Raw genomic sequence first — 25,301 nt, 5'->3', positions numbered from 1 at the left:
GCTTAACTCCTGATCGCCCAAAACTGCATCTCCAACCCGGGAAATTCGCCCGCCACGTGGAAGGCAAAACCGCTTGCGCCATCCAGCATTCCCCAGGCTTCGCTTTGTCGGCTGAGTTGGAAGTAGGTATAGCCCGCGTGATAAGGCAACTCGCGAGGGGCCACCGGTAACGGCTCCAAGGGCACACCCGGTAATTGCAGACTAATAAGGTCGCGAATACGCTCGACGCTGGCCACTTTGGTTTGCTGTAGAAACTGCTTACGCAGGCGCTCGTTGGGCATGTCGGCACGCACTGCCAAAATGAATTCGGCTGTTTCAAACAGGCTGGTATCCGAGAGCGGCGCCACCAGTAAGCCAAATTTCCGTGCCTGTATCTGAATGGCGATCGCGCGGGGTTCAAGCACGGTGGAGAGCGCTTGGCGCATCATCTGCATCAAGGGCCGGAATCCGCGTTCGGGATGCTCATGGTCATAAGCAGGGCACTCAGGCGGCAAACGCGACTCATCGGTAAACGTCACCAACTCACTAGCGATTTCATACATGGTGTCGTAGAGCCGCTCCGGGTGAACTTGCCCCAAGCGTGACAGATGCTGAAACCGTGGCTGGGCGCGGTTCAGTAGTTGTAACAGCATGAAATCGGTCACATCGGCAACACCTGCCTGATTAGGCGTCGACAGCCGCTGAGCAATATTGCGCGCCCGCTCTCGCATCAAACCGGCCATCTCACCCACAAACCGCTGCAGGCTTGGCGCTGCTTGCACGTTCATTAAGGTGGGAATAAATTGCTCATCCAGTACCAAGCTGCCGTCGGGGCGGCGCTCTAGAATGCGCGTAACGGCCAAGCAGGCATAACCACTGCGGTCTTCTTGCTCTAATAACAAGCGCGGTGAAACGCGCGCGACGTCCAGGTCGGCCATATCACCGTCGCGGGAGTGCAGGTCACGCACGCTGCGCGGCGAAAGGCGATAACGTGCGGGCAGTTCGTCATCGGGCCAGCGCACTTCCCCGACGCTATCCGTGGCCAATGGCAAGCCTAAGTACACCACTTGATTGGTAATGCCCGAGTCTGCAACTTCCAGCGCAGAAGGCTCTAAATCATCCTCAGGCAATTGGAAGGCAACGCCATCGGGCATGACGCCACTCGCCCGGCTAATCGCAATCCGGCCAAAGCTTAAAAACTCGTTGTTCAACTCCAGGGTTAAAAATCCGTATAGATAGTGACTAACCCCTTTAAGCCGCGTATCAATCAACCCTTCAAGGCTGCGCTGCTGCTGTTGAAAGTGCTGCGGCTTGATAAATAGCCCTTCACTCCATACCACGCGATTGCGACTGGCCATCACTCTTCCTTCCTTAGTTCTACTTCACTGTTGCGCAGATGAACCAGCAAGTGATAATTCTCTGAACTGGCCTTCACTTTGACGACTTTCTTCCACTCCGCCTCGTTTGGCTCAGCGTAGAACGCAATCAAACCGATATAGCGCGTGTCCTCTTCAATGGCGAAGGGTTCGTAGAATTTCCACTGGCCAGGTAGCAAGGTGAAGTCGTCATGGGCCAGATAGTTCGTGCCCAATGCCGCCTCCATATCCTCACTTAACTGATCCATGTCGGCCGCCATTAGCATGGAGTCATCTTTAAGCTGCAAAATTTGAAAGCGCAGCGGCGTCCCCTCGCCATCAATATTCGGGTTCACATCGGGCTCTGCGACCATGCTTAAATCGACCAGCGTGGGCTGATCTTCTGGATAGCCCACCGGTATCGAGGGGTCTAGCATGACTTCCCAGGCTTTACCGGCTGCCTCACGGGTCGAAGCACAGCCCGTGATTGACAGCAGCACGATAAGCACACCTACAAGCCCGAGGCTCTTGGTCTTGCTCATGCGTCCTCCCGCTGCTGGCGACGAACAGACTGGTCATACGCCTGCTCGAAAACCTCCCAGAACAGTTTTTGGAAGCCTAGCTGGCGGCCTGAGTTAAGCTCATGGTAGTAGTGGCGGTACATTTCCCAGGCCCAGCCGTTTTCATCTTCAATGCGGGTGCCTGCCCCCCGGTATGCATGGAAACGTTTGAGCAGCGCTTCCGGTGAAAAGGCATCCAAAATAGCGGTTAGTGCGTACTCAATGGCTTCTTCTACTGCCGCTTGGTGGTGGCCTTGATGACGCAGGCACTCCCCCACCGCTTCCGGCGCCGAAAGGTGAACCGGGCTACGTTGGGCCGAAAACATCGTCTCGACAGTGGCCTCGTAAGCTTGGCCAAGGCGCAGGGGGTTATCTTCGATAGGCTGTAAACGACGATCCCGGAGGGGGTATTTGCTATCGTTTTGGGTTTGCTGCAGAGCACGTAAGCCATTAATAGCAGCCCGTAACGTATGGCCCGCTTCTTCAAGAAACGCCTGCTGCTCTTCGCTATCACGGAAGGGTATGTCGATATCCAACCCCCTTAATAGCGGGTCGGCCCCCACATGGCCAAGGGAACGGCCACTAGGCTTTTGCCAGCGATCCTCTAACTGCTCGCCAACGGAACGTTCGAGGTCATCTATTGCCCGCTCATCCATGCTACTGCTCCTCTCTGTCTGGTTGCCTGCTGTATAGCCGTTTGGCGAATGACTGCTTGGTGAATAACCGCTTGGTGAATAGCTGTCCGGTGAATGGCTGCCTAGCTTGCGTTTGATCGCTGGCATGCGAACAGCGCCTTCGCGCCGCTCTTGCTGGTCACGCCCCACACTTCCTTCAACGCGCCGCTCGGAACCCAGCAACTCCGACATGTCTTCAACGGATTCGGAAAGCTGGGCATTGGCAGAACGGGGGTCGAGAGCAGCCATTGGGTCTTCATGCCCCACTCCACGCGCTACCCCGCCAAGAGCCTCCATGGGATCTTCTTTTTTTGCGGCTTCCGCACGTAGCGGCTGGTCTTCTTGAACCAACGGGCGGCCATACGCATCTACCGCCTCCTGCTCTTCATTGACTAACGAGGCCAGAGGTTGAGCACCGGGTTGAGTACTCTGCCGATCACCCAAATGCACTTTAAGACGGTACTCGCCGACTAGCACTTCATCGCCCTCGCTCAAAGCGACCTTACGGTTTCGCCCAATCGGCAGGGTGGCGCGATTGATAAAGGTGTGCCCGCTGCTATCAATCAGGCAGAACTTGCCGTCAATTTTGCTCACTTGGGCATGCTGCGGGCGAATTCGGCCGGCGTGATCGTGCAATAACCAGTCATCATCGGTTGAGCAGCCTAGGGTGCCGCCGACTTCATGAAAGACATGACTACTTGTCGAACGGCCTTCTAGGCGCTCACTATTGGCAATGACCAGCGTTACAGCGGAAATTGGGTTGGCGTTCATTGTTTAACCTGTCATCTGAATACGCACTCGGCGGCGTTTTGAGGCGCTGCCGGACTCGGGATTAACAAAGGTGGTCCAGCCGAGCTGGCAGGTGCCAGCATCGCCTAACCGCATCGGTTTTACGGCGCTGGGTAACAGCTCTAGCTCGAGGTCGTAGGCCAACGGCTCGCGTAGCACAAACTCAACCAAAGTGCGCAATGGGGCATGCTCCCTGCCGTCGGGTAGGAAGTCGCGAAAACGCTCCAAAGTAAGGCCAAATAGACCCAGCACAAATTTGCCGTTAACATCAGCAACGCGCTCACCGGCCACCACATCGCTGCCTAACGTCATTGCTGCCATACCGCTTCGGCTGCGTTGATCCATCGGAATCTGAACCCAGCGATGTACCCACTCTTCAATCTGCACATCATCAAGGTCAAAGCAGTGCCCTACGATGCTGCAGACGACCTCGGGTGAACGCGAACGGCCTGCCAGCAAACCGGCATAAGCCAGCATCTTGCTCCAGTTGATAGGCGTCTCAACGCGCAGGTCACTGTCCGCCAACCCCACCAAAGCAAAAATGGCCGCCGAGAACCCATCGCTAGCACCATCCTGATAGCGGATGTAGTGGCGATATTTACGCCAACTGCGGTGCACTAACGCCAGTAAGCGATTATTGAAAAAATCCAGGAAATCGCCTGCAACACCGTCGTGGTGGGCTGCCTCATGTGCCAATGTTTCAAGGTAATAGCTGGGCAGCGGCGACTGAGACCCCTGCAGACCCAAGAAGCTAACTTCCAGCTCATAATGGCCCTCAGGCTGAAAAGCCAGTGAGAGCACATCACTGCTGGGAAAGCCTAGTGACGCTGAAGCGCTATAGCGCACGCGCTCAAAAGCGGGCGCACCTCGCTGAGCGCACTCTAGGTCATCGCCATGATGACGATGCAGAAGCTCTACTAGCTGATAAAAATCGTAACGCCGCGCCTTTGCCATCAAAGGGGCAAGCGCTACATCAGAGGCTGTTGCCCCGACTGTAAGGTCCATTTGTAGCGCTCGTGATTTTGACGGTTAATAACATGCAGCTCATGAAACGAGTTGATGCTGGCGTACAAGGAGAAGAACCGCGCCAGCACACTGCCAAATAAATACAGACTCCCTTCGTCGCCAAAGGCATCTTGATCTAGCGTCATGACCGAACGCAGACCACGAATGGGCAGCCCTCTTTTCAGCCGATCAATGGGCTGGGTTTCAATGCTAACAATGCCTGCCAGCCGTTTTTGAGCCACTCGCTCGGCCTGCCTATCGACCAAGGCACGGAAATCGTAGGCACGCAGCACAGAACACAGCGCATCACGCTCCAGTAGCGATAAGTAGTTAAGCGATAGATTAGAAATCAGTGTCCATAGCAAGCTGCCATCCAGCGTGGGGCGCAACACTGGCGTGGGGCGGGTGATATTTTGAAACATGGCATACGAGGGGCTCTCTTCCGTTGAGTAGCAAATATCGCCTACCGTCAAACGCTCAGGCAGCTCTCGGTTACTACACGTCAATCCGAGCGAGACGGTTTCGGACATGCCTATGTAGCTGCGCTCATCGCCACGCACAAAGGAGATGTCGTGATCAAACCCATCCCCACGCAAGCTGTCGCGCACGCGTAGCCTGTAATAGGAGGCATCGTTACCACGGTCTCTCTTGACTTGGTGCTGAAAGCTTTCAAAAGGCACATATTCACGCGGCGTACCACGCCCCTTACCGTTCTCGCTCTCTAACCAGCCCTCCACTTTATCGACGCTAAAAATTTCATAGTGGCCGGGAGATCGACTATTGGGGTGAATGCGGTACTCACTGCGTTCACCGCTAACATCGACAGGCTCTGCATCATGAGAGAACAGGTTGATCGCCGGCGAGCAATACAGAGCAAAATGCTCGTCTTTCACCCTCGCGTCGGTCGGTAAGGTACGCTCAAATTCTAGGCGCAGAATAATTTTGTCTGCGGGAATAGCAGGCAAGTGTTGGCTCAGGGCTGTTACATCAAAGAAGTGGAAAGCCTCAGGAAAACACAAGTATTCCTGCAGTATCCGATACCCTTGATACACATTCCTCGGGTAGGGCAGTAGTGCATGATGGCGATCAAAACCAACCGGCTGCAGCAACTGCTTGGGCAGAGGCAGCCGTTTGCCATCAATTTCCAGCTCTACGCGCGCTAGGTAGTGGCTCATCCACAGGTAAAGCGTGCGCGCTGTATAAGCGTCTCCACCCAGGTGCAGACGCAATGTATCAATCCCCATCGCGCTGAGGGGCTGATCACTATGTACATCAAGCGCCAACTCAACAATGGAGGCATCACGTGTATGGCGTGCCTCAACCCCCGCATGCTCCAGCGGATAGAGCGTCACGTCATGACAAGTGCGGAACATGCAGGTAGTGCCGTCCACCGGCTTACTGGCTAATTCCGTACCCCGTTCTAGGAGCTGATGGGTACTCAGCGCATGCCACGTAGGGGTAAACTGCACCACGGTCATGCTAGGCACCGGGCGCAAGTAGTTCGGCCATAGCATGCTGATCAGCGAATGGGTAAGTTCAGGGAACTCATCCTCCACCTTTTCGCGCATACGGCCGGTTAGAAAGGCAAAGCCTTCTAATAGACGTTCAACATCAGGATCGGTACTGCGCTCTGACAAGAAGCGACTCAGGCCGGGGTTGCCCTCCGCAAATTCTCGCCCTTGGCGCTTCAGAAAATTGAGCTCGTCCCGGTAATAGCGATTTAGCATTCGGGCCTCGCAAGCCTATCAGTTAAGACACTGATAGCGCTTATTATTGAGCAATAAGTCGATCGTGGCGTGGGCGTTATCTCGCCCCAACGCCACGGTGGCATGTACTTGAAAATGCAGTTGTAAGGGATCGCCATTATTGGGTAATGACTCAACTTCAACGTGCTGAACCCGCGGCTCAAAGCGTTCGATGCATTGCCGAATGGCGCGCTGGATATTCAGCTCTAAATCCAGCACGCCGATCGTTGCATCATTGAAGTCCAGCAACCCCAACTCAGGCTCACAGGCGCTATTGCCCGGATGACTGTTGAGCAACTCCACTAAGTGTCGTTTGATCGACTCAACAGTTTCCGCCAGCCTCTCATCCTCCCCATGCGCTAACGGCTGTTCCGGCATCGCAAGACGCTCAAACAGACGGCTACCTAGCAGGCTGCCATGGTTAATAGCCATGATGGAGAGGTTCCCTTATTCCTTGTCGAGACGCCCGACTAACGACAGCTCAAAGTTGGCACCCATGTACTTAAAGTGCGGGCGCACCGACATAGACACCTGGTACCAACCCGGATCGCCTTCGACATCCGACACCTGAATAGAGGCGGCACGCAGCGGGCGGCGGCTGCGTACATCGGAGGGCGGGTTCTCTTGGTCGGCCACGTATTGGCGGATCCAGGTATTCAGCTCACGCTCAAGGTCTTGACGCTCTTTCCATGAACCGATCTGTTCACGCTGGAGCACTTTAATGTAGTGAGCCAGGCGGTTGATGATGAACATATACGGCAGTTGAGTACCCAGTTTGTAGTTGGTCTCAGCGTCTTTGCCTTCGGGCGTGTTCGGAAATACCTTGGGCTTTTGTACGGAGTTAGCCGAGAAGAAAGCAGCGTTATCGCTGCCCTTACGCATCGTTAACGAAATAAAGCCTTCTTCAGCCATTTCGAACTCGCGGCGATCCGTTACCAGCACCTCGGTGGGGATTTTAGCCTGCAACTGACCTAGCGCTTCGTAGGTGTGGACAGGCAAGTTTTCAACCGCACCGCCGCTTTGGGGGCCAATAATGTTCGGGCACCAGCGGTATTTTGCAAAGCTGTCGGTCAAGCGCTCGGCCAGCAGGTACGCCGTATTACCCCAAAGATAATGGTCGTGATCTTCGCTGACGGTTTCACGATAGTTAAATGTCTTGATGGGGTTTTCGACCGGGTCGTAGGGCATCCGCAGCAAGAAACGAGGCGCAGTCAGACCTAAATAGCGCGCGTCTTCTGACTCGCGCAGACTACGCCAGCGCGCGTACTTGGGCCCTTCAAAGATGGCTTTAAAATCTTTGATATTGGGTAGCTCTTCAAAGCTATCGATGCCGAAGAAGGAAGGCGCCACCGCTGACAGGAACGGCGCATGGGCCATCGCCCCTACAGCAGCCGTGTGCTGCAGTAGTTTCATATCAGGGGTCGAGGGGGTGAAATCATAATGCCCGATAATCCCTGCTACCGGCTCACCGCCAAACTGACCATACCCGCCAGCATAAACGTGTTGGTAGAGCCCGCTTTGGGTAATTTCCGGGGCAAACTCAAAGTCATCCAGCAGTTCTTCTTTGGTGGCGTGAAGCACATCAAGCTTAATATTTTCGCGGAAATCGGTGCGGTCGACCAACAGCTTCAAGCCACGCCACGCAGACTCCAGCTGCTGAAAGCTATTGTCGTGAAGAATCTCATCAACTTGCCGACTAATTTTCCGGTCAAGTTCAACGATCATGCTATCTACAACGGCTTTATTAACCTGCGGGGCAGCGTTCTCGCCGCTTAACAGTTCGGAAATAAAAGCGGCAACGCCTTGCTTGGCAACGTCGTAGCCCTCATCCGCTGGAGCCATACGCGTCTGCGCCATCACTTGGTCAAGTAAAGAAACCTCTTCCTGGGCTTCCACCGTTTGGCTTTTCTTTTGCGCCGTATCACTCATAGAGATGCCTCGAATACAATCCGGTTACTGGACTAGCACGAAAATAAGAATGCTTAATCGTTACGATTAGGGTCAGAATCAAGCAGCTCTAGCTCCGCCAACAGCTGCTGACGCGTTTCGTCACTTTCGAGTAGCTTCTGCAAACGATCACGAAAAGCAGGTACGTTGCCCAGCGGCCCCTTCAATGCCACCAACGCCTCCCTTAATTCGACTAGCTTACGCAGCTCCGGCACCTGCCGAGCGATACTGTCGGGCGCAAAATCATGGAGTGATTTAAACTCCAAATTGACGGCCAAGTCGCTTGCTTCACCCTCTTCTTGCAATCGATTGGGAACCGCAGCCTGCAAGCCAAGGTTCGCTTCGCGCATAACAGACTGGAAGTTATTCTTATCAACAGAAACAGCCTCACGCTCCTCAATGGAGGTATCTTCCTCGCCTCCCTTGAAGTCACCGACCACCAATAATTTCAACGGCAGTTCAGTCTCGGCCTGCTGATCACCTGTAGCGGGTACATACTTGATATTGATGCGCTCTTTCGGCGCGACCGTTCCTTGCTTAGCCATGGTTTTCGCCCGTAAAAATTAGAACATTTTCGATTCAAAGAAGAATGCTTATTAATTGCGGGAAAGTACCGGATTTACACCGAAAGTACCAAATGGCTCTAAGCAGGTATTGCGACAATCTGAGAGAAGAAGACTTTCAAGAAGACGTGTTTTACGACCTTTTTCGCGAATTTTAGCAGCACAATAAAAGAAGCTAATTAAAACTAATTCTTAAAAACCGCATTTGTAAGAGATCTCTTACAAAAACTGTCAGTGATTTCTTACAAAACGGAGAGCAAAATTCATACAAGAGAGGCGCTTAAATGGGCAGCGACGTCATTTTCTAGCGGTAAAAATATTGCTCCCATGGCCCTATTTCTGCTTAAAATCCCAAGAAATACTTTAGCCATAAAGCAAGGTAACGGTAGATGCAACCCAGCGTTACTAAGCGCTTGTAGATGTAACGAGCAAGCAAGCAAGTTCTTGCCCTGCCAGGCAATATCTTGCCCAGCACAGGCAACTTTTTGCCCCGCAGAAAGAAGCGTCCTACACAACAAAAACATAAAATATTGATATATAACAAATTTAAAAACTTGGCCCTGAAGTTGCTCTATTGTCTGAGTCCACGTGACATTTCTTTAATTTTTCAGTCAAGGAGCAGACCATGCCAACACCATGTTATATCAGCATCGAAGGCCAAACTCAGGGCAACATCACAGCAGGCGCTTTTACCCCTGACTCCGTAGGCAACATCTACGTTGAGGGCCATGAAGACCAAATGCTGGTACAAGAATTTAAGCATGTCGTTACCGTACCCACTGATCCGCAGTCTGGTCAGCCATCCGGTCAGCGTGCACACAAGCCCTTTATCTTTACCGTTGCCCTGAACAAATCAGTACCGCTGATGTACAACGCACTAGCGTCTGGTGAAATGCTGCCCAACGTTGAGCTGAAGTGGTACCGCACCTCTGTTGAAGGTAAGCAGGAGCACTTCTTCACGACCACGCTGACCGATGCCACTATCGTTGACATCAACCTGCGTATGCCACACGCCCAAGACATCACCAAGTCTGAATTCACCCAGTTGATGGACGTGTCACTGGCTTACCGTAAAATTGATTGGGAACACACTGTTGCTGGCACCTCTGGTTCCGACGACTGGCGCGCCCCGATCGAAGGTTAAGCTGTTGCTAATAGCCTAGCCCTGGCCTGAAAAACAAGGCCTGAAACAAGCGAAGCCCCTTCCACTTGGAAGGGGCTTCATCGTTTCTGCTCTATTGCTGCAGGTGTTTCGCTATTGGTATTGCGCCAAGGCTCTGGGATTAAACAAACCGCCCCAAACCTACCGTTGAACGGAGACGATCCATCGTTACAACAGCTTCTTCCCGCGCCCGTTCGGCGCCTTTTTGCAACACAGCCTCAATGTGGGCCGGGTCTTCCATCAGCGCATTATAGCGTTCACGCGGCGCGCTCAAGTGTGCATTCAAGTACTCAAACACTTGATCCTTAGCCGCGCCCCAGCCAATACCGTTCACGTACTGCTCACGTAGACTAGCGGTCTCTTCAGGTGTCGCAAAAGCGGAGTAGATTTGAAACAGCGTGCAGGTGTCTGGATCTTTCGGCTCACCGGGCTCCAGCGAGTTGGTCTTAATCTTACGTACCAGCTTCTGCAGTTTTTTCTCAGCGGAAAAGAGCGGGATCGTATTATCGTAGCTTTTGGACATCTTGCGCCCATCCAAGCCATTCAACAGCTGTACTTTGTCGTCTACCACGGCCTCAGGGAGGGTAAAGTGCTGCCCTTTATAAAGATGGTTAAAGCGCCCGGCGATATCGCGCGCCATTTCAATATGCTGAATCTGATCGCGCCCTACCGGCACCTTGTTGGCGTTAAACATTAAAATATCCGCCGCCATCAGCACAGGGTAACCAAAAAGGCCCATCGTAATGCCTTTATCAGGATCCTGGTTTTCTGCCTCTTCGTTTTCAGCCACCGCTGCTTTGTAAGCATGGGCGCGATTCATCAAACCTTTGGCACATACGCAGGAGAGCATCCACATCAGCTCGGGAATTTCGCCAATATCAGACTGGCGATAGAAAATGGCGTTATCGGTATCCAGCCCTAGCGCAAGCCAAGTCGCGGCAATCTCCAGGCGAGACTGCTGCACCCGCTTAGGGTCTTGGCACTTGATGAGGGAGTGATAGTCAGCCAGAAAATAGAACGACTGCACGTTGGGATCCTGGCTTGCCTCAATGGCGGGCTTGATCGCTCCAACATAGTTGCCCAAATGGGGCGTGCCGGTGGTGTTGATACCGGTGAGGACGCGGGTTTTTGCGGTCTGGCTCATGGTTTTTAGGCTCATCATTGAACGTACATTGTCGTATGATACTTGTATGAACCTGGGGATGCGACAGGCAGAATTTGGTTTTACAATATCCGCAGAGAGTGGTGAGGATTTACAAGAGCATTATGCCGTTATCATTCTGAAAGAAATGCTCAATCGATGAAAAGAAAATAGGGGTCACTAAAGGCAAGCGGCTCTTCCTGATCATCATATACAGCTCCAAACGCGACGAAGCACTTTTCTCCATCAACAAGCAAAGGAAAATAAAAACACAGGAAGGCCTCCCCCTCACACTGATCTACGACCTGCCCAAGCCCTTTGATACTCTCCCAATTCATCTTTTCAATATAATTTTGGTCATAAGACTCACTACCCCAGTTTATTGTTTCGAGATTCTCCTCAACCGCTTTTGCGTAAGCCGACTCTGCATTCATATTGGCTTGCGCCACTATCCGGTAGTTACCTGCCAAATGCTCATTTATGATTGCTGACTGCATGCCGGCAGTCCCCAGTAGCAGTGCCCCGGCTAGTAGCGCCATGACGATGACCAATGCAGCGCCTTTCTGACGATTTTGCAGAGTCATCAGTCGTCACCAAAATCGATATTTTCTGACAAACCCTCTAATGCTTGACGCATAGAGAACTCATAATCATATACTGACAGTAACTCCCAAACACTCAGGTCAGCATTAATACTATTGACATTATTGAATACAACAGAGCCATTGGAGATAACACTACCAACAAACTCAACGCCAGACATGCTTAAATTGACACTACCCGCTCCCCAGATAAGTCCTCGAAACAGTGCATTGGTATTATTGCCATTAAAATTAATTTCGCCACCAGCGACAATGGCGACATCAGTGACTGAGGAGTTATCATTCTGCTGTATTGAAATGTCTTGCTCTACTACGACCACCTTTCCACTAAATTCAGTCACGTTTAACTTATTTATATTTCCATCGCAATAAAAGACCTTGCCCGATGAAAACATGATTTCGTTTTCGGTACAGGTAGCAATCACGCCGTCCAGATTTTTAATGTTATTGATATAGCCTGTGTAGTAATCATGCGAGTCGCTTGATTGCGGAGAAGGGATAATCGATGGATCTAAATTTGAGTTAACCATTGATTCACTTACCAGGATATTTTCCGCACCGCTCACGGCACTTCCCGCAATCACTGCATCGCCCTTCCCCTTCTGACTGGTAGGAGTATCAAAGAAGCTGGCATATATGCCCTGTCGCTCCATGACATGAAATACAATCGCCTCACCATTGTTCTCTAAGGGCAGTTCCACCCGGTAAAGCGGCGCATCACCCGGCACAAGTTCGCCTAACACGTGCTCGTCCTCATTACACTGGCTTGGCGAATCATGATTCGGTACATCTTTCAGAAAACTTACCAGCGGCTGCCCATTCTCTTCCTGATCCGCCACCGTACAGCTACAGGCATCCTGATTCCGTTCACACCGTAACGTATAGCGACCCGGCCCACTTTGACGAATTTCACTGGTAAGCCTCTGGGCAATAAAAATCAGGTTCTCTTGCTTACGGCTTACCTTGTCAACATTTTGAAAGGTCTGAAAGGTCGTTAGAAACAGTTGGCCAGCCCCAAGGATAATGACCGTGCCGATCGCCAACGCCACCATCAACTCCACCAGTGTAAAGCCCTGCTGACGCTGCCTCATGGTGAGCTCTCGACCTTGGGAAGAAGAAAGAAGTAGCTAAATTGATCGTCATTGTTCTCGCCCAAGGCCACAGTCACGTCAATGCGACAATCACTTCCACTGTCATCTTTTGCAATATAGCTGTGGGAAGAAGAGGCTCCCCGTAGCGGTGTCGCATCACTATTTTGAAACCAATGTTCCTTCCATGCACTCTGCACGCCGGAGATGTAGACATCCTCGCAGGTCTGGCCTGTTTCGAGCGTGGCTAGCTGAGCCCAAAGCCGCTCCTGAGCATCCACAGCCGCAACACTTGCCACCGAACGCTGATAGCCTGCATTGGCACTTTGCAGTGCTTTAAGCTGCATGGCGGCAACGCCGATCAGGCCAATCGAGAGAACCACCAGTGCGATTAGCGCTTCCAATAAGCTAAAGCCGCGCTGAGAATTCATGATTCACTCTCCTTCCTGCGAAGGCTGTCCGATGTGCTAATCACCAGCGTTACAGAAGGAGCTGAAGCACTTTGATGGGTGGGGTTTAACGTCATTTCGCAGGGAGAGTCAGGACAGTTGGAAGTGGCAGCGTTGCCCACACTTTGAAAGCGTTGTCGCCTTAACTCACCAACAGGCATTGGGTAACCTTTCGCCACTCGAACTTAAGGTTATATCCTCTTCACAGCCATCATCTTGAACGGTGCTCGCAGTCAGTAGGTAGCCGTCACCGTTAATACTCTCAGCAATCTCATAATTTTTTTCGGGGGATAACTCGCTGATGGTGCAATCGCTATAGCTGTAAGAGCGCGTGTAACAGCGCTCAAGCTCTGAAGCGGCTTGCATAAGGCCTGCGTGGGCGTCGGTTCGCACTGATTTTTGCACGTAGCGGGTATAGCTGGGGTAGGCAATGGAGGCGACGATGCCGATGATCACCAGCACAATCATCAATTCAATGAGGGTGAAGCCGCGCTGGCCATTCAGTAAAGAACGGCCAGTCGAAAGATGAGAGGTATAAGACACGCGGCTTCGCTCCTGTATTAGTGGGCTCATACCGTTTTAGTATGTCGCAAACCAATACGCATTGCATTGCGAGGCCTATGGTTAGCTGCTGGCGATCACCTTTTCACGCAACTCCTTTGGCATAGAGAAAGTAATGGTCTCCTCGCGGCCCTGTAGCTCTTCAGGTAATGCAGCCCCCATAGTCTGCAACTTGGCAATCACACCTTTCACCAATACTTCAGGGGCACTGGCGCCTGCGGTGACGCCTACACGCGCTACGTTCTCAAGCCACTTGGGGTCGATCTGGTCAGCGTTATCGATCAAGTAGGCGGGCGTGCCCATGCGCTCAGAAAGTTCTCGCAAGCGGTTAGAGTTGGAGCTATTGGGGCTGCCCACCACCAGCAATAGATCGCTCTGGGACGCTAGCTCACGTACTGCATCCTGACGGTTCTGCGTGGCGTAGCAAATATCGTCATTGCGTGGCCCCTGAATCTCGGCAAACTTATCGCGCAGCGCGTCGATCACCTTAGCGGTATCATCCATCGACAGCGTAGTTTGAGTCACGAAGGCCAGCTTTGAGGGATCATTCACCTCCAGCTTAGCGACGTCTTCTTCATCCTCTACCAAGTAGATACGCCCACCGTGGGAGGTGTCATAACGCCCCATAGTGCCTTCAACTTCCGGATGGCCTTCATGACCAATGAGAATGCACTCTTGACCACGCTTGGCGTAGCGCAATACTTCCAAGTGCACTTTGGTGACCAGCGGGCAGGTGGCGTCGAATACCTTCAAGCCCCGCCGCTCAGCATCGGCTTGCACCGCACGGGAAACGCCATGGGCAGAGAAAATGACGATGACATCGTCCGGCACTTCATCCAGTTCTTCAACAAACACTGCCCCACGAGCGCGCAGCGTTTCGACCACAAAGCGGTTATGCACAACCTCATGGCGCACGTAAATCGGCGGGCCAAACACATCCAACGCGCGATTAACGATATCAATCGCGCGATCCACACCGGCACAAAAACCACGCGGATTGGCTAACTTGATCTGTATGGGCTGTGCTTGCGTCGTTTGCATAGTAGCGCCTTGATGCGTAAGCGGCATCGCTTAGTGAATTAATGCGTTGTCACCGGTTTGACGTCGAGCACTTCGACCTCAAAGGTGAGCGTGCGGCCTGCTAACGGGTGATTGAAATCCACCTCGATACGATCACCGTCAATGGTTTTGACCACACCTGGCAATTCCGTTCCCGCTTTATCGGCAAACGACATTACCATACCAATTTCCGGGGCTTCATCGCCAAAATCTGCCCGCTTCAGGGTTTGAATATTTTGCGGGTTGTGCTGGCCGAATGCATGCTCAGGGGTTATCTGAAAGGTACCCTCCTGCCCCGCAGCCAAGCCTTTAATCGGATGCTCAAAACCGGGCGGCAAATTTCCGTCGCCAAACTCGAAGGTAGCCGGTGCTTTGTCTTTGGTGGAGTCCACCAAAGTGCCATCTTCCAGCTTTAAGGTGAAGTGTAGCGTCACCTCCATGCCTTCATCGATCAGATAGTCGCTCATAGCAGTTCTCAATATACGTTGTTCTCAACGTTCAATTAATGGGAAGTCTTGGCCGCTTTTTTGCGCCGCCGCTCGCCCATAATGGATTCCCAGATTAAAGCGACCGCCCCCAGGGTAATCGCTATATCCGCCACGTTAAACGCCGGGTAGTACCACCCAGCGACGTGAAACGATAAAAAGTCGACCACATAGCCATGCACCAGGCGGTCGTAGAGATTCCCCAGCGCCCCGCCAATAATCAGCGGCAGCGCTATCGCCAGTAACTTTTCATCGTGTTTGATGCGTGAAAGCCACACCGTCAACGCCACGCTGGCTCCCACAGCAATCAACGCAAAGAACCAGCGCTGCCAGCCAGGATGCGTGGCTAAAAAGCTGAACGCTGCGCCAGTATTGTGCAGCAGCGTCAGGTTAAAGAACGGCAGTATTTCGACCGGCTGGGCATAGCCCAACTGACTACTGGCCACGTATTTGGTGACCAAATCCAAGGCAATTACTGCCACAGCTAGCCACAGCCAGCGCAGCGGCCGCTGCATTGGCGGCCGTGTGTCGACATCGTCAGACGGTGTTTTAGTTTCTTTAGCTATGTTTTTATCAAGCATAGTAACGAATCTCACCGCTACCTTCGGGAAGATTGCTGATACAGCGTCCACACAGATCCGGGTGGTCCGCATAGGTGCCTACATCGGGACGATGGTGCCAGCAACGTTCGCACTTGGTGTTGTCGCTGGCTTTAACCGCGACTTTCAAGCTATCCAGCTCGGTCGCTTCTGCATCACTCGCAGCAGACAAGGGCTTAAGCGTCACTTCACTGGTTAGCATCACAAAGCGCAGTTCATCACCCAGTTTAGCCAGAGTCGCCTGCAGGTCATCGCTGACATACAGCGTGACTTCAGCTGCCAAGCTGCCTTTAATGACTTTGGCATTACGGGCATCTTCAAGACACTTGTTGACCGAGTGCTTGACTTCCAGCACTTGCTCCCAGAAAGCACGACCCAGTTCAGCATTTTCTTCCAGGCTGCCAAGGTTAGTGTAGTAAGTCTCCAGCAGCACGCTGTCGCCTCGCTTACCGGGGATGTTTTCGTGAATCTCCTCAGCGGTAAAGGAGAGAATCGGCGCAATCCAACGACTCAGCGCTTCCACCACGTGATAGAGCGCGGTTTGTGCACTGCGCCGCGCCAGCGAATCGGTTTGCGTGGTGTACTGGCGGTCTTTAATCACATCCAGATAGAAGCCACCCAGTTCCCGGGCGCAGAAACCATGCACCTGTTGGTAAACATCCAGGAAGCGGTACTCTTCGTAGGCTTTTTCGATCCGCGCCTGCAATTGGTGCGCTCGATCCACCACCCACTGATCCAGTGCCAGCATATCGTCAAACGCTACCTGGTTTTTCTCTGGATCAAACCCGTTAAGGTTCGACAGCAGGAAGCGAGCGGTGTTACGAATCCGCCGATACACATCAGAGGTGCGTTTCAAAATTTCGTCAGAAACGGCCATTTCGCCAGAGTAGTCGGTGGAGGCGACCCACAGGCGCAGAATATCGCCGCCCAGCTTGTCCATCACTTCCTGGGGCGCGACCACATTGCCCAGCGACTTGGACTGCTTGCGGCCCTGGGAATCGACGGTAAAGCCGTGGGTCAGCAGCTGACGATACGGCGGATGGCCATCAATCGCTGAACCGGTGAGCAGCGATGAGTGGAACCAACCACGGTGCTGGTCGGAGCCTTCCAGGTAGAGATCCGCCCGCGGGCCGCTTTCGTGGCCATGGGGGTGCGAGCCGCGAAGTACGTGGCGGTGGGTGGTGCCAGAGTCGAACCAGACATCCAGGGTATCGGTGACTTTATCGTAATCCGCCGCTTCAGCACCCAGCAGCTCTGCCGGGTCGAGTTTGAACCAGGCATCGATGCCTTCCAGCTCAACGCGCTTGGCCGCCTCTTCCATCAACCCAACGGTGCGCGGATGCAGCTCACCGGTTTGCTTGTGTAGGAAGAACGGGATCGGCACGCCCCAGTTACGCTGGCGCGAGATACACCAATCCGGGCGGTTGGCGATCATGCTGTGCAGGCGCGCCTGGCCCCAGGCAGGCGTAAACGCCGTGGCTTCAATACCTTCAAGGGCACGTTCACGCAGGGTTTTGCCATCTTTGCCTTTGATGTCCATTCCCACAAACCACTGCGCCGTGGCACGGTAGATCACCGGCGTTTTATGGCGCCAGCAATGCATGTAGCTATGCTTGATCGGGATATACGCCATTAGCGCACCCACTTCGCGCAGTTTTTCGACGATATGCGGGTTGGCCTTCCAAATCATCTGGCCGCCGAAGAACGGCAGGTCGTCAACGTAAACGCCATTTCCCTGCACCGGGTTGAGCATGTCATCAAACTCCATGCCATGCTCGCGGCAGGTGATAAAGTCATCCATACCGTAAGAGGGCGCGGAGTGAACGATACCGGTGCTACCCACCTCAGACTCGACGTACTCTGCCAGGTAGACTGGCGAGAGCCGATCGTAGAATGGGTGACGGAAATTGATCAGGTCGAGGTTTTTGCCCTGGGTCGTAGCAATTACCTCGCCTTGCAGGCCAAAGCGCTCCAGGCAGCTCTCCACCAACTCTTCCGCCAGCAGCAGCAAACGCTCGCCAGTATCGACCAGTGCATAGGTGAACTCAGGGTGAACGTTGAGCGCCTGGTTGGCCGGAATGGTCCACGGCGTGGTAGTCCAGATCACCACTGCCGCAGGCTTGGCCAGTTCGCTTAAGCCAAAGGCGGCGGCGAGCTTGTCGGCATCTTCTACCGGGAAAGCGACGTCGATGGCGTCGGATTTCTTATCAGCGTACTCGACTTCGGCTTCCGCCAGCGCCGAACCACAGTCAAAGCACCAGTTGACCGGCTTCAAACCTTTAAACACGTAACCCGCGTCGACCATCTCGGCCAAAGCACGAATCTCGCTCGCTTCGTTGGCGAAATCCATAGTGCGGTATGGGTGATCCCAATCGCCAATAATGCCCAAACGAACAAAGTCGGCCAGTTGTGTTTCAACTTGGGCGCCAGCGTATTCACGGCAAAGCTCACGGGCATGTTCCGGCGCCAGGTTCTTGCCGTGAGTGGTTTCTACTTTGTGCTCAATGGGCAAGCCGTGGCAGTCCCAGCCGGGCACATAAGGCGCATCAAAGCCGGCTAAATTCTTCGATTTAACGATAATATCTTTAAGGATCTTATTAACGGCGTGACCAATATGAATACTGCCGTTGGCGTAGGGAGGGCCATCGTGCAGCACAAACAGCGGCGCGCCCGCGCGCGCTTCCCGCAGGCGCTGGTAAATGTTCATATCCTGCCACTGGGAAACCCGCCCTGGTTCCTGCTTTGGCAGCATGCCGCGCATGGGGAAATCAGTTTCAGGCAAATTCAGCGTGTGCTTATAATCCATGGTCTGGTCAGCCGTTGTTAGCATCGGCGGCATCATCCGCCGAAGAAGAATCAGAAGGAATCGTGTTTGAAGACACCGCATTTGAAGACATTGCACTTGAAGACATGGCCTCACGCCCAAGCGGGGCCGAGGCCAGCGGAAGCGAATAGTCCTGTTCAGCGTTCTCTTGGTCAGCGCTGTTTTGCCCACCTATTGCCGCCATTAAATAGTGGCGAGCGCGGGCCTGGTCACGTTCAATTTGCGCTTTAAGTGCCTCAAGGTTGTCAAACTTCACCTCGCCCCGCAGGCGCGCGCAGGGAAACACCGTCATGCGTTGGCCGTAGAGATCACCTTTAAAATCCAGCAGGTGCACTTCCAGCGTTGGCCGTTCCGAACCCACCGTAGGGCGGAAGCCCACATTCGCCACTGCTGGGTAGCGCTCGCCATTTTCAAGCTCAGCCACCACCGCATAAACCCCACGCAGCGTTAATGGCTGGGGCATCAGCGGCAAATTGGCAGTCGGTACACCAATGGTGCGCCCCAACTGCTGGTCGCGCACCACTCGGCCATGTAACGAATAGGCGCGGCCCAGCAAACGCGCAGCAGCAGAAAAATTGCCGCTGGCAAGCAGCGTACGCACCCGAGAACTGGAAACCCGCTCGTCATCCACGGTAAAAGTACGCGTGTGCTCTACGCCAAACCCCTGTTCGCTCCCGACCTCCGCCAGCAGAGCAAAATCACCGCGGCGGTCGCAGCCGAAGCGAAAATCATCGCCCACGACCAAGTGCTTAACGCCTAGCCCATCAATCAACACCTGATCGATAAACTCACGCCCGGTAAGGCTGCGCAGCGCATCGTTAAACGGCAAGCAGAGAACCTGTTCAGCGCCAAAATCGCGGAGCAGCCGGACTTTCTCGCGCAACCGGGTTAAACGCGGTGGTGCTTGATCACCGGCAAAAAATTCACGCGGCTGGGGCTCGAACACCACCACTGTTAACGGCACACTCCAGCGCGCCGCATGCTCTCGGCACTGCTGCAGGATGGCTTGATGGCCGCGATGCACCCCATCAAAATTACCGATGGTGGCAACGCAGCCACGATGAGCCGCTCTCAAGTTGTGCAGACCTCGAATGACGCGCATGGCACCTCAGCCGTTGGAGGACATAAAGCCTCTGATTATAACGAACCCACACCCCAGGATGCAGTGTTATGAGTGCATTTTTAAATGACGAACGCGCAAACCCAGTGCCGCCAGCCACGCAAAGTACAGCGAGCCGCCCAGTATCACTAGCCCAGTGACCCAGCTTATCCGTTGCCAAAGGCCAAACGCGAGCCAAGCCTGCCAGTCGGGCGCAATAAAATAGAGGGCCGCGCACATTAGCCCGCTGCCACCTAGTAACTGCACCGAATAGCGCTTCCAGCCCGGCTGAAAGACCAACACTCCCTGCTTATGCAGTAAGTAACCCAGCAGGCCCGCGTTCAAGAACGCAGAAAGCGCGGTGGCTAACGCCAATCCGGCATGGGCCAGCGGCCAAATCAGCAGTAGGTTAAACACCATATTAGCGACCATGGCGATAATGCCTACCTTCACCGGGGTTTTGGTGTCTTGGCGAGCAAAAAATCCCGGTGCCAATACTTTGATCAGCATAAAGGCTACCAAGCCAAAGGCATAAGCACGCAGACTCATGGCCGCCATCTGGATGTCGTTGTCGGTCATCGCTCCGTAATGAAACAGCGTGATTAACAGCGGCTCGGCCAGCACCGCCAGCGCCAGTGCCGCAGGCAAGCCTAACAGCAATACAATGCGGATCGCCCAATCAAGCATCGCAGCAAAGTGCTCCTTGGACTGGTCAGCATGGCGTTTAGAAAGTGCCGGTAAAATCACGGTACCAATGGCCACCCCAAACACGCCCAGCGGCAGTTCCACTAAACGATCCGAGTAGTAAAGCCACGACACGCTGCCCGCCGCCAGCAATGACGCCAAAACGGTATCCAACAGCAGGTTAATTTGCGACACAGATACCCCAAACAGCGCAGGCCCCATGAGTTTCAGTATGCGTCGCACGCCCTCATGAGCAAAATTAGGCCAGGGAGTAGGCATCAATCCCAATCGCAGCAAAAACGGCACCTGAAAAACCAACTGGGCCGCTCCGGCGATCAACACGCCCCAGGCGAGCGCCATGGCGGGCTCTTCCATTAGCGGCATTAAAAACAGCGCCGCACCAATCAGCGAAAGGTTAAGCAGCACCGGGGTAAACGCGGGAACCGCAAAGCGGTTCCAGGTATTCAGTACGCTACCGGAAAACGCGGTGAGCGAAATCAGCAGTAAATAGGGAAAGGTTAAGCGCAGCATATCCGCGGTCAGCGCCAGCTTGTCCGGCTCACTGCCAAACCCAGGGGCAAATACCCAAATCAGCCACGGCGCACAGAGCATCGCCACGGCGGTAATTAGCGCCAGCACCGCCGTTAAGCTACCGGCAGTGGCATTCAGCAGCGCGCGTATCTCCTCCCGACTACGCTGGGTGGAGTACTCTGAGAGCACGGGTACGAAAGCCTGGTTGAAAGCCCCTTCGGCAAATAGACGGCGCAGAAAGTTAGGGATCTTAAACGCCACGAAAAACGCATCAGCGCCATCCCCTGCCCCTAAGTAGGTAGCGATAACCACATCACGCGCCAGCCCCATCACTCTCGACAGCATGGTCATGGCACTGACTACAAGCCCCGAGCGCATTAGCCCGCGACGCACGACTGTGGTGCCTGGGGATGTGTTGGGTGCTTTCTTCGCTGTCATAAGCTATCCAGAAAAATCATCTAGAAAAATCATCCAGACACAAAAAAACCGGCCGCAGCCGGTTTTTTTATGGCGCCTGCCGGCTTACGCCGCCAGTGCCTTAATACGCTTGTTCAAACGGCTCTTCAGGCGAGCTGCTTTCTTCTTAGACAGCACGTCTTTGTCTGCAATACGGTCAACGACCGGTTGCATTGCCTTGAACTCTTCCATTGCCTTAGCGTGGTCGCCGGTGCCGATCGCTTTCACTACACGCTTGATGTAGGTGCGGACCATGCTGCGCTGGCTGGATTTCAGGACGCGACGGTTCTCGGCCTGGCGGGCGCGCTTGCGAGCTTGCTTGCTGTTCGCCACAGGGTATCTCCTTGGAGAATAAAGGTTGCCGGTAAAACGGCAACGAAATTAAATATGTGTTCGTCTGCTGTGCTGCCACAGCACGACGTTTCCGCAACAACCAATTGATTTGGCAGGCGTATCACCCTACCAAAGTGTGTAGCAGGCAGTCGAAATAAGCTGCCCGCTCACGGGACTTGTCTGAGAGGATGGCGTAGTCTATCACGCGCTTGGCGAGCTTGCTAGCTACGCCTTTACAAGTACAACGTATAACTTTAAAAGCAGGCTGCCCGGCGCAGACCTACTCAAAGGAAACATGTCAGTGTCATTGCGACGTTTACACACTCGCTTACTACTAGCCATTTGCATACCGTTGATCCTCGTATCGACAACGTTGCTGCCTGTGCTCCATGTCCATATGGAGTCCCGACTAGATAGCCTGCATACCGAAGCAGATGCCTTATTGAAAGCTGGCCAGGAGGCACTAACCCGCGATATTAATGAAAGCCTAAATTACGCGCTGGCGATTGCCGAAATGCCTGCGTTAAGGCGGTACCTGGCAGCACAGGACAACTCGTCGATATCAGCCCAGCCTTATTCGCTTAGCGACTTATCGCAACTTTCAACCTTTCTAAACACGTTGATCAGCCACAACCCTCGCTATACCAAGCTGGTACTCATTGATAATCATGGCAGCGAAGTACTCCGTGCACCTAAAAGTATTCAAACGGGGCCCCGCGTGAATGCCAATCATCATGCCTATACCGACTATTTCAAAGGAGCCTGTTCACTACAGCCACGCGATCTTTATATCTCGCCACCGGGCCGTAACCTCCACTTTGAGCTAATGGGTCGCGACGTGATTCCTGTGGTCAATGTATCTACCCCTGTTTTTGATGCAGCAGGGGAACGCCGCGGCGTGGTGCTTTTGAGCCTCAATTGGGATTACCTTACCAGCGCCCTACATCAGGCCATGTTGCTTGACCAAGATGCCAATGCGATTTTAATCGACGCCCAAGGACGATGGCTGCTCGATGAAGGCTTCCCGCCATTAAATACGACGAGCTTTGGCAGCGACTTTGCCGCCCTTTCACCTCTCTATTGGCAAGCCATGCAGCAGCGCAACACAGGTCATGCCAAGGTCGATGGTCAGCTATTACGCTTTCAGACTGAAGATATACGCACTCAGCGCTACCGTAGCCTAGCGGGTACTGTTTTCAGCGAAAACGCTTACTACCCTTGGAAGCTGGGCGTGACATTACCACTGCCTACTTGGCGATCCTTAATAGAAGAAGAGACCACCGTGCTCTGGTTTCTACTGTTGACCTACGGTGTCGCCGTCGCCTTTGGAATATTCTGGGCTCTCAGCAGCCAGCGTCAGCGCCAACTACGTAGGGCGGCTCAGCGCCACGCTCATGAAGTCAGCGATCTTTATGAAAACGCCCCCTGCGGCTACCACTCGCTCGATGCCACAGGGCGAGTGATCAAAATGAACCGCACCGAGCTCGCTTGGCTAGGCTACACCGACGAAGAAGTTATTGGTCACATCACTTATCGAGAATTGATCACGCCAGAAACCCGTGATCAGTTTGATAAAGCTTTCGCAAACGTAAAACAAAATCAACCCAGTAGCGCTGAATGCAGCCTGCTAACCCGAAACGGCGAGCAGCGTCACGTCATGATTCAAGCCTCAGCCTTCTGCCGCAATGGTCAGTTTGTGCATTCGCGCGCTACCGTCTTTGACCTTACCGAGCGCAAAGAGCTGGAAGAGAAACTACGCGCCCAAGCCATGACCGACCCCTTAACGGGGGTCTTCAATCGGCGCTATTTACAGGCCCAAGCAACGACTGAAATATCCCGGGCGCGAAGGCAAAATCTCCCAATCGCGCTCATCGCCATTGATATTGACCACTTTAAGCACATTAACGATACGTACGGACATGATGCAGGCGATGACGTACTGAAAAACTTCACCAAAATAGTAACCAAACTGCTTCGACAGGAAGACTTGCTATGCCGAGTGGGCGGCGAAGAGTTTGCTATTTTGCTTCCCAACACCTCACTTTCTCAAGCGGAACAGGTGGCCGAGCGAATACGCAGAACAACGGCAGCTACCCCCATTAACGTCACAGCTGAGCACGCCGAACAGGCACTTTGGCTGACTGCTTCGCTAGGGGTAACGACTATTCTAGACAACGAAAAAGCACTTAAGCCTGCCCTAAAACGTGCTGATATAGGGTTATATCAGGCTAAAGAAAACGGCCGTAATCAAGTAGTCGTTAACGCGGCGTAGCAGGATTACGTGCTCGAAGGTACAGCTTACACAGCCAAAACACTGCTGTAATTGCCAATTATGGGTACTTCGATATAGTGCGCAGAATAAACATGACCACTAGCGCTTACTATCCAGTGCTTGAACTATAATATGATAGCAAGATACAAGCAACGAGGTGAGCCCATGGCGATTAAACCTGATTAAGAACAACGACTTGCAGCCCAATCGACGCGTCACACGCGACGCGCTTATCAGGTCTCGTTGAGCAGCGGTCAACACATAGTGGAAATCATCGACGGTGAACTTGTTGAAACACGTCCCGATGGCAGCACGCAGGTTCTGAAGAAAGCGCCTGCTAAGCATAAAGCTCCCATAGGAATGAAGCTCAAGGTTACCTAATGGATGAGACATCCCCGCTTGCGGATGTTTGCTGGGCCCAATGGCCTGAACTCAACCAACAAGTGCAGCACGGGCGTGCCACCAGTCCAAAATCGCCAGCGCGTATTGCAAATCGACCCAGCATGTTCGTCGTCCAGAGTGCCTGATAGCAGCTCAAGCCCGGCTCGTAGATAGGCGCAACTCCACACCCAACCATTGACATCTACAATCAACCCTACTATATTTCATCTATGAAATAGGGAAGGAGCGTATGGATGATCAAGGGCTAGATACTTTATTAGCGCTCGATGGAACTCAGTACGGCATCCAAGGTGATTTTTGGGTCAAGTTTGAGGTGCGGCGAGTCGAGGCAACACCGAACATCCCCCATGGAATAAAATATAGCTTGACCTTGCATCATAAGAGCGGGACACAGCTACTTGGCTTTGACAACGCACATGCTCCAAAAATCAAACGCAGAAAGTTTGCGGGACGACGCGAAGAGTGGGATCACCGCCATTATCGCAGCGTTGTCAGTGATTACTTCTTTGATTCTGCGGCTCACTTGATTGAAGACTTTTGGAAGCATGTCGACGAAATACTCCGAGAGGAAGGAATATGACAACCGTCAAGATCGGCATCATGAACCGTGATGAATTCCGTGAGCGCACAATCTCAATTGCCAAAGGTTTCTATAAACCTGCTCCTGATGAGCCTAAGGTATGGTTTGATAGTGTCGAGTCCATGTCTCGTCTGTTAAACACGAAAAACCTTGAACTTCTCAAAACGATTCGGCGCTGCAAGCCGCAATCATTAGGGGAGCTTGCTGAGATAACCGGGCGTCGAAAAGAAAGTTTGAGTCGCACCATTAAAAAGATGGGCGATTATGGCTTAGTGGAAATCCAAGAAGGCCCACGACATGCCAAGACCCCTGTGGTTACTGCCGATAGCTTTGAAGTCACGTTAATGTAAAAAGTGC

General features: G+C 53.2%; 24 protein-coding genes. 4 read left to right on the top strand and 20 right to left on the bottom strand.

The features are described from left to right. Positions 1-2 precede the first annotated feature (2 nt). From tssK to tssB, 8 genes are read right to left on the bottom strand one after another with little or no spacing between them, the layout of a single operon-like run. The gene (gene tssK, locus HZS52_RS09510) at positions 3-1,337 is read right to left on the bottom strand and encodes a type VI secretion system baseplate subunit TssK (RefSeq protein ID WP_027956914.1); all 1,335 of its coding nucleotides are present in this window, start codon (positions 1,335-1,337) and stop codon (positions 3-5) included. Next, positions 1,337-1,876 (bottom strand): type VI secretion system lipoprotein TssJ, encoded by a 540-nt coding sequence (gene tssJ, locus HZS52_RS09505; protein ID WP_190374642.1) that lies wholly within the window; start codon positions 1,874-1,876, stop codon positions 1,337-1,339. The genes tssK and tssJ overlap by 1 nt, the downstream gene beginning before the upstream one ends. Then, positions 1,873-3,339, bottom strand: coding sequence for a type VI secretion system-associated FHA domain protein TagH (gene tagH, locus HZS52_RS09500; protein WP_027956915.1), 1,467 nt, complete (start codon positions 3,337-3,339; stop codon positions 1,873-1,875). The genes tssJ and tagH overlap by 4 nt, the downstream gene beginning before the upstream one ends. Before the next feature lie 3 nt (positions 3,340-3,342). After that, positions 3,343-4,362 (bottom strand): type VI secretion system baseplate subunit TssG, encoded by a 1,020-nt coding sequence (gene tssG / locus HZS52_RS09495; protein WP_027956916.1) that lies wholly within the window; start codon positions 4,360-4,362, stop codon positions 3,343-3,345. Then, positions 4,326-6,089, bottom strand: coding sequence for a type VI secretion system baseplate subunit TssF (gene tssF, locus HZS52_RS09490; protein ID WP_190374641.1), 1,764 nt, complete (start codon positions 6,087-6,089; stop codon positions 4,326-4,328). Before tssF ends, tssG begins: the two co-directional genes overlap by 37 nt. 18 nt (positions 6,090-6,107) lie before the next feature. After that, a complete protein-coding gene (tssE, locus tag HZS52_RS09485) occupies positions 6,108-6,539 on the bottom strand; it encodes a type VI secretion system baseplate subunit TssE (protein ID WP_022521991.1) in 432 nt (143 codons plus the stop codon). A gap of 15 nt (positions 6,540-6,554) precedes the next feature. Then, positions 6,555-8,036 carry a type VI secretion system contractile sheath large subunit gene (tssC, locus tag HZS52_RS09480; RefSeq protein ID WP_009287536.1) on the bottom strand — a complete coding sequence of 494 codons (1,482 nt, stop codon included), beginning with the start codon at positions 8,034-8,036 and terminating at the stop codon, positions 6,555-6,557. A gap of 53 nt (positions 8,037-8,089) precedes the next feature. Continuing rightward, complete coding sequence (gene tssB, locus HZS52_RS09475; RefSeq protein ID WP_009287535.1) at positions 8,090-8,599, bottom strand: type VI secretion system contractile sheath small subunit; 510 nt, start codon at positions 8,597-8,599, stop codon at positions 8,090-8,092. 643 nt (positions 8,600-9,242) lie between these two features. Between tssB and HZS52_RS09470 the strand changes: the two genes are divergently transcribed. Next, positions 9,243-9,761 (top strand): Hcp family type VI secretion system effector, encoded by a 519-nt coding sequence (locus HZS52_RS09470; RefSeq protein ID WP_009287534.1) that lies wholly within the window; start codon positions 9,243-9,245, stop codon positions 9,759-9,761. Between the two features lie 139 nt (positions 9,762-9,900). On the opposite strand, the gene HZS52_RS09465 is transcribed toward HZS52_RS09470, so the two are convergent. The 12 genes from HZS52_RS09465 to rpsT all read right to left on the bottom strand — a co-directional run bounded on the left by HZS52_RS09465 (position 9,901) and on the right by rpsT (position 21,690). After that, positions 9,901-10,923, bottom strand: a complete 1,023-nt coding sequence (locus HZS52_RS09465; RefSeq protein ID WP_022521989.1) for a tryptophan--tRNA ligase — start codon at positions 10,921-10,923, stop codon at positions 9,901-9,903. Positions 10,924-11,072: 149 nt separating this feature from the next. Further along, a complete protein-coding gene (locus tag HZS52_RS09460) occupies positions 11,073-11,504 on the bottom strand; it encodes a hypothetical protein (protein ID WP_022521987.1) in 432 nt (143 codons plus the stop codon). Then, positions 11,504-12,613, bottom strand: a complete 1,110-nt coding sequence (locus HZS52_RS09455) for a PilW family protein (RefSeq protein WP_190374640.1) — start codon at positions 12,611-12,613, stop codon at positions 11,504-11,506. The genes HZS52_RS09460 and HZS52_RS09455 overlap by 1 nt, the downstream gene beginning before the upstream one ends. Further along, positions 12,610-13,041, bottom strand: coding sequence for a type IV pilus modification protein PilV (gene pilV, locus HZS52_RS09450; protein ID WP_159177957.1), 432 nt, complete (start codon positions 13,039-13,041; stop codon positions 12,610-12,612). Before pilV ends, HZS52_RS09455 begins: the two co-directional genes overlap by 4 nt. A gap of 165 nt (positions 13,042-13,206) precedes the next feature. Continuing rightward, positions 13,207-13,602, bottom strand: a complete 396-nt coding sequence (locus HZS52_RS09445) for a type IV pilin protein (RefSeq protein ID WP_317890281.1) — start codon at positions 13,600-13,602, stop codon at positions 13,207-13,209. 81 nt (positions 13,603-13,683) lie between these two features. Further along, the gene (ispH, locus tag HZS52_RS09440; protein ID WP_089691641.1) at positions 13,684-14,688 is read right to left on the bottom strand and encodes a 4-hydroxy-3-methylbut-2-enyl diphosphate reductase; all 1,005 of its coding nucleotides are present in this window, start codon (positions 14,686-14,688) and stop codon (positions 13,684-13,686) included. Positions 14,689-14,699: 11 nt separating this feature from the next. After that, a complete protein-coding gene (gene fkpB / locus HZS52_RS09435) occupies positions 14,700-15,146 on the bottom strand; it encodes an FKBP-type peptidyl-prolyl cis-trans isomerase (protein WP_022521982.1) in 447 nt (148 codons plus the stop codon). A gap of 35 nt (positions 15,147-15,181) precedes the next feature. Continuing rightward, positions 15,182-15,679, bottom strand: a complete 498-nt coding sequence (lspA, locus tag HZS52_RS09430) for a signal peptidase II (protein WP_053857186.1) — start codon at positions 15,677-15,679, stop codon at positions 15,182-15,184. 58 nt (positions 15,680-15,737) lie between these two features. Beyond that, positions 15,738-18,593, bottom strand: coding sequence for an isoleucine--tRNA ligase (ileS, locus tag HZS52_RS09425; RefSeq protein WP_022521980.1), 2,856 nt, complete (start codon positions 18,591-18,593; stop codon positions 15,738-15,740). Next, entirely contained in the window at positions 18,577-19,689 is a 1,113-nt protein-coding gene (ribF, locus tag HZS52_RS09420; protein ID WP_190374639.1) for a bifunctional riboflavin kinase/FAD synthetase, read from the bottom strand. Before ribF ends, ileS begins: the two co-directional genes overlap by 17 nt. 66 nt (positions 19,690-19,755) lie before the next feature. After that, positions 19,756-21,339 (bottom strand): murein biosynthesis integral membrane protein MurJ, encoded by a 1,584-nt coding sequence (murJ, locus tag HZS52_RS09415; protein WP_190374638.1) that lies wholly within the window; start codon positions 21,337-21,339, stop codon positions 19,756-19,758. 84 nt (positions 21,340-21,423) lie between these two features. Further along, positions 21,424-21,690, bottom strand: coding sequence for a 30S ribosomal protein S20 (gene rpsT, locus HZS52_RS09410; protein WP_022521977.1), 267 nt, complete (start codon positions 21,688-21,690; stop codon positions 21,424-21,426). Positions 21,691-21,985: 295 nt separating this feature from the next. On the opposite strand from rpsT, the gene HZS52_RS09405 reads away from it, so the two are divergent. The 3 genes from HZS52_RS09405 to HZS52_RS09395 all read left to right on the top strand — a co-directional run bounded on the left by HZS52_RS09405 (position 21,986) and on the right by HZS52_RS09395 (position 25,294). Then, positions 21,986-23,962, top strand: coding sequence for a sensor domain-containing diguanylate cyclase (locus HZS52_RS09405; RefSeq protein ID WP_190374637.1), 1,977 nt, complete (start codon positions 21,986-21,988; stop codon positions 23,960-23,962). A 631-nt stretch (positions 23,963-24,593) separates the two neighbouring features. Beyond that, on the top strand, positions 24,594-24,944 hold the full coding sequence (locus tag HZS52_RS09400; protein ID WP_190374636.1) for a toxin-antitoxin system TumE family protein: 351 nt from the start codon (positions 24,594-24,596) through the stop codon (positions 24,942-24,944). Next, on the top strand, positions 24,941-25,294 hold the full coding sequence (locus HZS52_RS09395; RefSeq protein WP_022521973.1) for an HVO_A0114 family putative DNA-binding protein: 354 nt from the start codon (positions 24,941-24,943) through the stop codon (positions 25,292-25,294). The genes HZS52_RS09400 and HZS52_RS09395 overlap by 4 nt, the downstream gene beginning before the upstream one ends. The last annotated feature ends 7 nt before the right edge of the window (positions 25,295-25,301 follow it).

Origin of the sequence: Vreelandella titanicae, assembly GCF_014697095.1 — a bacterium.
GTDB classification, from domain to species: domain Bacteria; phylum Pseudomonadota; class Gammaproteobacteria; order Pseudomonadales; family Halomonadaceae; genus Vreelandella; species Vreelandella titanicae.
This window is presented reverse-complemented; position numbering and strand designations above follow the sequence as displayed.

Excerpts from the sequence above, each read along its gene's own strand:
- HZS52_RS09455 (WP_190374640.1), bottom strand. The coding sequence starts at position 12,613 with ATGAGGCAGCGTCAGCAGGGCTTTACACTGGTGGAGTTGATGGTGGCG.
- tssJ (WP_190374642.1), bottom strand. The coding sequence starts at position 1,876 with ATGAGCAAGACCAAGAGCCTCGGGCTTGTAGGTGTGCTTATCGTGCTG.
- tssB (WP_009287535.1), bottom strand. The coding sequence starts at position 8,599 with ATGGCTAAGCAAGGAACGGTCGCGCCGAAAGAGCGCATCAATATCAAG.
- fkpB (WP_022521982.1), bottom strand. The coding sequence starts at position 15,146 with ATGAGCGACTATCTGATCGATGAAGGCATGGAGGTGACGCTACACTTC.
- ileS (WP_022521980.1), bottom strand. The coding sequence starts at position 18,593 with ATGCTAACAACGGCTGACCAGACCATGGATTATAAGCACACGCTGAAT.
- HZS52_RS09400 (WP_190374636.1), top strand. The coding sequence starts at position 24,594 with ATGGATGATCAAGGGCTAGATACTTTATTAGCGCTCGATGGAACTCAG.
- tssK (WP_027956914.1), bottom strand. The coding sequence starts at position 1,337 with ATGGCCAGTCGCAATCGCGTGGTATGGAGTGAAGGGCTATTTATCAAG.
- HZS52_RS09405 (WP_190374637.1), top strand. The coding sequence starts at position 21,986 with ATGTCAGTGTCATTGCGACGTTTACACACTCGCTTACTACTAGCCATT.
- HZS52_RS09470 (WP_009287534.1), top strand. The coding sequence starts at position 9,243 with ATGCCAACACCATGTTATATCAGCATCGAAGGCCAAACTCAGGGCAAC.
- HZS52_RS09395 (WP_022521973.1), top strand. The coding sequence starts at position 24,941 with ATGACAACCGTCAAGATCGGCATCATGAACCGTGATGAATTCCGTGAG.
- HZS52_RS09460 (WP_022521987.1), bottom strand. The coding sequence starts at position 11,504 with ATGACTCTGCAAAATCGTCAGAAAGGCGCTGCATTGGTCATCGTCATG.
- tagH (WP_027956915.1), bottom strand. The coding sequence starts at position 3,339 with ATGAACGCCAACCCAATTTCCGCTGTAACGCTGGTCATTGCCAATAGT.
- tssF (WP_190374641.1), bottom strand. The coding sequence starts at position 6,089 with ATGCTAAATCGCTATTACCGGGACGAGCTCAATTTTCTGAAGCGCCAA.
- lspA (WP_053857186.1), bottom strand. The coding sequence starts at position 15,679 with ATGCAGCGGCCGCTGCGCTGGCTGTGGCTAGCTGTGGCAGTAATTGCC.
- murJ (WP_190374638.1), bottom strand. The coding sequence starts at position 21,339 with ATGACAGCGAAGAAAGCACCCAACACATCCCCAGGCACCACAGTCGTG.
- tssC (WP_009287536.1), bottom strand. The coding sequence starts at position 8,036 with ATGAGTGATACGGCGCAAAAGAAAAGCCAAACGGTGGAAGCCCAGGAA.
- ispH (WP_089691641.1), bottom strand. The coding sequence starts at position 14,688 with ATGCCGCTTACGCATCAAGGCGCTACTATGCAAACGACGCAAGCACAG.
- HZS52_RS09465 (WP_022521989.1), bottom strand. The coding sequence starts at position 10,923 with ATGAGCCAGACCGCAAAAACCCGCGTCCTCACCGGTATCAACACCACC.
- tssE (WP_022521991.1), bottom strand. The coding sequence starts at position 6,539 with ATGGCTATTAACCATGGCAGCCTGCTAGGTAGCCGTCTGTTTGAGCGT.
- tssG (WP_027956916.1), bottom strand. The coding sequence starts at position 4,362 with ATGGACCTTACAGTCGGGGCAACAGCCTCTGATGTAGCGCTTGCCCCT.
- pilV (WP_159177957.1), bottom strand. The coding sequence starts at position 13,041 with ATGAATTCTCAGCGCGGCTTTAGCTTATTGGAAGCGCTAATCGCACTG.
- ribF (WP_190374639.1), bottom strand. The coding sequence starts at position 19,689 with ATGCGCGTCATTCGAGGTCTGCACAACTTGAGAGCGGCTCATCGTGGC.